The sequence below is a fragment of the Vibrio sp. N418 genome, assembly GCF_000222565.1.
GTDB classification, from domain to species: Bacteria; Pseudomonadota; Gammaproteobacteria; order Enterobacterales; family Vibrionaceae; genus Vibrio; species Vibrio scophthalmi.
On record NZ_AFWD01000089.1, the window covers coordinates 70,406 to 78,304 of the forward strand.

Below are 7,899 nucleotides of genomic sequence, written 5' to 3' on the forward strand. Positions count from 1 at the left end.
AAAACAATTGGCATAGTTACTGCTTATCTATAACTGACCCTCATGGGTCACCTAGCCAACTGACGTTGTTAGTGAACTTATTATTCACAAATAACAGCCAATAGACCCTTCCTATTGGCTATTTTTTTGTCTATCGAAAAGTAAACTCAACTGTTGACGATAAATTGAGCGCGTAACTTTTCTATTTCATCCCGCTTCGCGGCCGCCATTTCAAATTCCAAATCCTGAGCATGTTGATACATCTGCGCCTCAAGCTTACTGATTTCTTTTTCCAACTGCTGTGGCGTCATCACTTGGTAACTTTGCGATGGTTCAGCCACTTTCGCTAACGGCACCTGTTTACCCGGCGTTTTCTTACGACCTCGCGCTATATCACCCAGCTCCATAATATCTTTGATATTACGTTTCAGCGATTGTGGTGTAATACCGTTTTCAACATTGTAAGCATGTTGTTTTTCACGACGTCGCTCAGTCTCGTCCATAGCACGTTTCATCGAACCAGTAATTCTATCAGCGTACAAGATCGCCTTACCTTCAATGTTACGCGCCGCACGACCAATGGTCTGAATCAACGAGCGTTCAGAACGGAGGAATCCTTCTTTATCTGCATCCAGTATCGCCACCAGCGACACTTCCGGCATATCCAACCCCTCACGCAATAAGTTAATGCCCACTAACACATCAAACTCGCCCAAGCGTAAGTCTCGGATGATCTCGACTCGTTCAACGGTATCAATATCAGAGTGTAAATAGCGCACCTTTACATCATGCTCAGTAAGATACTCGGTTAAATCTTCCGCCATGCGCTTGGTAAGTGTGGTGACTAGCACACGCTCATCTTTAGCTGCTCGAATACGAATCTCAGACAACAAGTCATCAACCTGTGTCGCAACGGGGCGAACTTCAAGTTCAGGATCTAACAAGCCCGTTGGACGAACAACTTGGTCGGCAATATCATCTCCGGATTTTTCTAATTCATAGTGACCCGGAGTAGCAGAAACAAATATAGTTTGCGGCGCTAACGCTTCAAACTCTTCAAATTTGAGTGGGCGATTATCTAAAGCCGACGGTAAGCGGAAGCCATACTCAACCAAGGTTTCTTTACGCGAGCGATCCCCTTTAAACATCGCGCCGATTTGCGGTACGGTAACGTGGGATTCATCGATAACCAACAAGCCATCTTGTGGCAGATAATCAAACAACGTTGGAGGCGGCTCACCCTCTTTGCGACCGCTCAGATAGCGTGAGTAGTTTTCTATTCCAGAACAAAAGCCAAGCTCATTCATCATTTCGATATCAAACTGAGTACGCTGGCTAATACGCTGCTCTTCCAGCAACTTATTATTATCCAGCAAATAGCTTTTACGCTGTTCCAGCTCCACCTTAATATGCTCAACCGCTTCTAAGATACGCTCACGAGGCGTCACATAGTGCGTTTTTGGATAGATGGTATAGCGAGGCAAATCGCGCTGCTTAATCGCCCCTGTTAATGGGTCAAAAACACTGATGCAGTCAATTTCGTCATCAAACATTTCAATTCGAACCGCATCTTGTTCCGATTCTGCGGGGAAAATATCAATCACTTCACCACGAACTCGGAATTGACCACGCTCAAACGCGACATCGTTGCGACTATATTGCAGTTCTGCCAGACGACGTAAAATATCTCGTTGGTCAAGCACATCACCACGGCGAATATGCAACATCATTTGCAAATAGGCTTGTGGATCCCCCAAACCATAAATTGCGGATACCGACGCAACGATGATGGCGTCTTTACGCTCTAGCAGTGCTTTCGTTGCCGATAGACGCATCTGCTCGATATGCGCGTTAATGGAGGAATCTTTCTCAATAAAAGTATCGGTCGTCGGCACATATGCTTCTGGTTGGTAGTAGTCGTAGTAAGAGACAAAATACTCAACCGCGTTATTGGGGAAAAATGCTTTCATTTCACCATACAGTTGTGCCGCTAAAGTTTTATTCGGCGCGAGCAAAATGGCTGGACGTTGAGTAGAGGCAATCACATTTGCCAAAGTAAAGGTTTTACCAGACCCCGTCACCCCAAGTAATGTTTGATGGGCTAAGCCTGAATCTATCCCTTCTAATAACTTTTCAATGGCCTTCGGTTGGTCACCCGATGGTTGATAGTCTGAGACGAGCTCATACAGTTTGCTCATAACGTCCTCAAGGTTCTGTGTCTGACTCTCTATTTTGTCTGTATATATATACAGACTCAAGTACAAAAAAAGAAATTAATCTCTGATTTGATTGTTTTGTTCGATTAAGTCTAGATCCGTACTGGGGATCCTGATATTATTCTTCGCCCTGTCGCTATCCAGCGCCAAATCCTCTCTTTTTCTATACACAACTTACTCACAAAACCTCCAAAACGTGCACCATCTCGCAGTTGATCATTTTCTCCCAGTTAATTTTATTTTCGATCTTTTTCTGACATAAAACCTTACAGCTTGGTGCTTTAGCAAAAGATCCTTATCAATTTTAAATGATGTTTTTTTGCTCCACCTGTGGATAAATCTAGTTACTCAATTTTAATTAACATGGTTATCCACAAATTTAGTGGATAAGTAAATTCAGCCTATAGCTGGCGTGGCCTAGCAAAAAGTAAAGGTTTTTTTTGCTATAAAATTAATTTTTATCTCGCTTACAGAGTTGACTCTTACATGAGGTCTCGATAATATTCGCCTCGCTTTATAGCTATTCCCCCTTAGTTCAGTCGGTAGAACGGCGGACTGTTAATCCGTATGTCGCAAGTTCAAGTCTTGCAGGGGGAGCCAAATTCGATAAAAAAGCTCAACCTCACGGTTGAGCTTTTTTCGTTTCTAGCCTGCGCACTTTCTGTTCATAATGCACAAATAATAAAAGACGCCCGAAAGCGTCTTTTATCAACATCATATTAATCTCAGTCATGAGCGATAATAGAAGCCCCATTAGCACTCATATCAGTATCTACCGTTACAGCACGAAGCCTGCAAAAACAAAACCAAAGATAATACTAAATACCATGCTCAATAGACCTGGGATCATAAAGCTATGGTTAAAGATGTATTTGCCAATTTTCGTGGTGCCGGTACGGTCAAAGTCAATCGAAGCGATAATAGGACCGTAGTTCGGAATAAAGAAGTAACCATTCACTGCCACAAATGTAGCAATAATCACTTCAGCTGGCAGACCAAGCATAATGCCTACTGGTACTAATACCGCTGTCGTTGCACCTTGACTGTTTACCATCACTGACAAACCAAATAGTGCGAAAGCAAAAGTCCATGGTGCAACTTCTACCATGCCTGACACCGCTTCTTTCACCATAAGGTCGTGGCCTGCGATGAACGTGTCACCCAACCATGCAATACCAAAGATCGCCACAATAGCGCGCATACCGGCATGGAACACCGAACCTTGAGTGATTTCATTGCCATCTGGCTTACAGATAAGAATGATCAATGCACCCACTGCTAACATGATGATTTCAATGGTATGAGCCATCCCCATCGGCGACCCATCAAAGTTAGGACGTAGGAATGGGAATGCCCCCATGATAACCACTGCAAGCGCACCAAATAGGAATAGACCCACCGCTGTTTTTGCTTGAGGTTTAATCACAAGCTCATCAACTTGCACTTCCGCTTCCATTTCTTTGCGGAATGCAGGATCTTGCATACGACGCTGGTATTCAGGATCATCTTTGAGCTCTTTGCCCAGTTTATTAACGATCAAACACGCAGCAGCCAAACCTAAGAAAGTACCTGGAATCGTTACCATCAGTACGTCTGCAAGTGTAATGCCTTGTGGCTCAAGAAAGGCAACCAAAGCCACAACTGCAGCCGCGATTGGGCTAGCAACGATTGCAAACTGAGAGGCGATAACCGCCATACCTAATGGACGCTCAGGACGAACACCACTACGACGACTCACTTCTGCAATCACCGGCAATACTGAGTAAGCCACGTGGCCTGTACCAGCCAGGAAAGTAAAAGTGTACGTCACTAAAGGGGCAATAAAAGTAATGTGACGAGGGTTCTTACGTAAAATATTTGAAGCAATCTTAATCAGGTAATCCAAACCACCAGATGCTTGCATTGCTGCGGCTGCTGCAACCACCGCCATGATCATTAACATTACATCGATCGGTGGACTGGTTGGTTTCAAGCCAAACATAAAGCTCAAAATCGCCAAACCGACCCCGCCTAATACGCCAAGACCGATACCGCCAATGCGAGCACCAATTAAAATACATCCTAGAACAATAAAAAATTCAATAAAAAACACATCAAACTCCTTGATGACAACGTTTAATAGACTGGGTGAATAATATGCTCTTTATAGGGGCAATTATTCGTGCAATGTCACAGTTGAACTAGGCAAAACTAATCTCGTTACAAAACTGTTCAGCGTATCGCGATATCAACCTCAAGCTGTTACCGCCTTGTAATCGTTAAGCAACAGAACCATGTACACTTGATGACGCTTTAATCACAAACTATTCATTGCTGAAAACAACGGCGAACCAAACCGCGACATTTTTGCGTATAATTTTTAGTCAGGAGTGTAAAACCTTAGCTTTCCTTGGTTGTTATTGACTGAGCAAAGCAGGATAATGTCGGGATCGGAATTTCTTAAATAAATACTATGACCGAATATCTTTTGTTGTTGGTCGGCACTGTGCTCGTCAACAACTTTGTACTGGTGAAGTTTTTGGGCCTCTGTCCATTTATGGGCGTGTCTAAAAAACTCGAAACTGCAATTGGTATGGGGCTAGCGACCACGTTTGTGCTAACCCTAGCTTCTGTGTGCGCCTATCTTGTCGAAAGCTACATTTTAGTGCCGCTAGAACTGCAATATTTGCGTACGATGAGCTTTATTCTCGTCATCGCAGTCGTTGTACAGTTCACTGAAATGGTGGTGCATAAAACCAGCCCGACGCTCTATCGCTTGCTCGGTATCTTCCTACCTCTGATCACCACCAACTGTGCGGTGTTGGGTGTCGCTCTGTTGAATATCAATGAAAATCACAACTTTATTCAATCGATCATTTATGGTTTTGGTGCTGCAGTAGGCTTCTCGTTAGTGTTGATTCTGTTCGCATCAATGCGTGAACGTATTGGCGCTGCTGATGTTCCTACGCCATTCAAAGGTGCATCAATTGCGATGATTACCGCCGGACTGATGTCTCTTGCCTTTATGGGCTTTACTGGATTGGTGAAGCTGTAATGAATTCAATTGTAATTGCGGTTATTGCAATCGCGGTCTTAGCGGCAGTCTTTGGGGCGATTCTTGGCTTTGCATCGATTCGCTTTAAAGTGGAAGCCGACCCAATCGTTGATCAAATCGATGAAATTTTACCGCAGACCCAGTGCGGTCAATGTGGCTACCCGGGTTGTCGTCCGTACGCGCAAGCTATTGCTAATGGTGATGCTATCAATAAATGCCCTCCGGGTGGTCAAGCGACCATCGAAAAGCTGGCTGACTTGATGGGGGTTGAAGCAACCGAATCGGCGCACGATCTCGATAGCGCGGTGAAAACCGTTGCCTTTATTCATGAAGATATGTGCATCGGTTGTACCAAATGTATTCAAGCGTGTCCGGTCGACGCCATTGTAGGCGGCACCAAAGCGCTACACACTGTGATTAAGGATGAATGTACCGGCTGTGACCTCTGTGTTGCACCATGTCCAACGGATTGTATCGAAATGATCCCTGTAGAAACCACGACAGCGAATTGGAAATGGCAACTCAACGCCATTCCTGTTGTTGATATTACCCATTCTGGCGCTGATGCGCAGAATCGCGTGAGTTAAGGACTGGTATGTTGTCACTTATCAAACAAATTAAAACCGGCGCTCTTTGGGATTTTCCAGGCGGTGTTCACCCACCAGAAAATAAGCAGCAATCGTTAAAAAACGGTCTTGAGCGTGCTGCTATCGCCAAAGAGATTGTCTTGCCGATCAAACAGCACATCGGTAAACCAGGTAACCTGATTGTCAATGTTGGCGAGCGCGTATTAAAAGGTCAACCACTGACCAAATACGATATGAGCTTCATGTTGCCAGTGCATGCGCCAACGTCGGGCGTTATCACCGCGATCGAACCACGCACAACGGCCCATCCATCTGGGCTGGCAGAAACCTGCATTGTCATCGAACCTGACTTCAAAGAAGAGTGGGCAGAACGTAACATCGTCGAAAACTTCAGTGACAAAACCCCTGAAGAATTGCTTGAAGTTATCCGCCAAGCGGGTATTTCAGGTATGGGGGGCGCAGGCTTCCCAACGGCCAAAAAAATTCAAGCAGGCCTTGGCCGAACTGAAATCCTGATCATCAATGCCGCGGAATGTGAACCTTACATCACCGCTGATGATGTTTTAATGCAGCAATACGCCGATGCCATTATTCAGGGCATTGAAATTGTTGAGTATATCCTCAAGCCAAAGCTGACCATCATCGGTATTGAAGATAACAAACCACAAGCGATCAAAGCCCTAGAACTGGCTGCACAACACAAAGACATTGTGATTCGTGTTATCCCAACCAAATACCCATCGGGTGGTGAAAAACAGCTCATCAAGGTATTAACCAATAAAGAAGTACCCAATAACGGTATTCCTGCTGATATTGGTTTGCTGGTGCAAAACGTCGGTTCTCTATACGCCATTCAACGTGCTATTTGTCATGGTGAACCGCTGATTGAGCGCATTGTCACATTGACGGGTAACAGCTTTAGTCAACCGAAAAACATTTGGACCTTGGTTGGAACACCAGTTCAAGCCTTGTTAGATGAGTTTGGTTATAAAGAAGATCGTAAATTGCCACGTTTGATCATGGGTGGCCCTATGATGGGCTTTACGCTGCCCCACGCCAATGTGCCGATCACCAAAACATCCAACTGTATTTTAGCGCCGACACGCCGTGAGATCGTTTCAGACCAACACGAAATGGCTTGTATCCGTTGTGGAGCCTGTGCTGAAGCTTGCCCTGCATCACTACTACCACAACAATTGCAGTGGTATGCCAAAGCGCAAGATTTCGATAAATGTGAAGAGCTTAATATTAAGGATTGTATTGAATGTGGGGCTTGTGCCTTCGTCTGCCCAAGTGAAATTCCACTGGTTCAATACTACCGCCAAGCCAAAGCAGAAATCCGCACTCGCAAAGAAGAAGCAGAATCTGCTGAGCGTGCTCGTCAACGTTTCGAACATAAAAAACTACGTTTAGAGCGTGACAAAGCTGAGCGTGAAAACCGCTTTAAAAAAGCTGCCGATGAGCGCCGCCAAGAGATGACATCAAGCGGTGGCGATGATGCCATTGCCGCTGCGATTGCACGTGTTAAAGCGCAAAAATCACAGTCTGATACTGGCGAAGCACCCGTGAAGCCAGCCGTAGCCGCTGCGATTGCACGCGCAAAAGCCAAACAAGCCCAAGCAATGCAGCAAGGCCAAACTGAACCAGACAACAGCGAAATGGCCAAGCTACGTGAAGAGCGTAAACGTCAGGCCCGCGAACGTAAGGCAGAACAACAGCGCAATGCCGCCAGTGAACCAAGCGCAGAGAACAGCGATAAGCCACAAGCTGGTGATAAGCAAAGTGCAGTCGCTGCGGCGATTGCCCGCGCCAAAGCCAAGAAAGCCCAACAAGCAACAACACCGGCAACTGAACCTGCTGATGCACCCGTTACTGATGCGCCTAACGCAGGCGACGCGAAAAAAGCCGCGGTTGCCGCTGCCATTGCGCGCGCTAAAGCGCGTAAAGCAGAACCGACCTCTACTGCGGTAGAAACAGACTCAGCAACACAAGCGGAAGCAAAAGCTGACGTTATTGATGCGCCAAGCGCAGGCGACGCGAAAAAAGCCGCGGTTGCCGCTGCCATTGCGCGCGCCAAAGCACG

Annotated in this window: 5 protein-coding genes and 1 tRNA gene; 4 read left to right on the top strand and 2 right to left on the bottom strand. The window is 45.8% G+C overall.

The genetic code is table 11. The features are described 5' to 3' along the window. Window positions 1-146 precede the first annotated feature (146 nt). Window positions 147-2,177: an excinuclease ABC subunit UvrB gene (uvrB, locus tag RH86_RS18060; RefSeq protein ID WP_005593858.1), complete on the bottom strand. Its 2,031-nt coding sequence runs from the start codon at window positions 2,175-2,177 to the stop codon at window positions 147-149. A gap of 542 nt (window positions 2,178-2,719) precedes the next feature. Here uvrB and RH86_RS18065 point away from each other — a divergent pair. Continuing rightward, a tRNA-Asn gene (locus RH86_RS18065) sits at window positions 2,720-2,795 on the top strand. 178 nt (window positions 2,796-2,973) lie between these two features. On the opposite strand, the gene RH86_RS18070 is transcribed toward RH86_RS18065, so the two are convergent. After that, complete coding sequence (locus RH86_RS18070; protein WP_005593857.1) at window positions 2,974-4,287, bottom strand: anaerobic C4-dicarboxylate transporter family protein; 1,314 nt, start codon at window positions 4,285-4,287, stop codon at window positions 2,974-2,976. A 360-nt stretch (window positions 4,288-4,647) separates the two neighbouring features. Here RH86_RS18070 and rsxA point away from each other — a divergent pair, with 360 nt between their 5' ends. From rsxA to rsxC, 3 genes are all read left to right on the top strand, one after another. Beyond that, window positions 4,648-5,229: an electron transport complex subunit RsxA gene (gene rsxA, locus RH86_RS18075; RefSeq protein ID WP_005593856.1), complete on the top strand. Its 582-nt coding sequence runs from the start codon at window positions 4,648-4,650 to the stop codon at window positions 5,227-5,229. Beyond that, window positions 5,229-5,816, top strand: a complete 588-nt coding sequence (gene rsxB, locus RH86_RS18080) for an electron transport complex subunit RsxB (RefSeq protein ID WP_009387870.1) — start codon at window positions 5,229-5,231, stop codon at window positions 5,814-5,816. Before rsxA ends, rsxB begins: the two co-directional genes overlap by 1 nt. Window positions 5,817-5,824: 8 nt before the next feature. Beyond that, a partial coding sequence (gene rsxC / locus RH86_RS18085; protein WP_009387871.1) for an electron transport complex subunit RsxC occupies window positions 5,825-7,899 on the top strand: 2,075 nt, incomplete at its 3' end.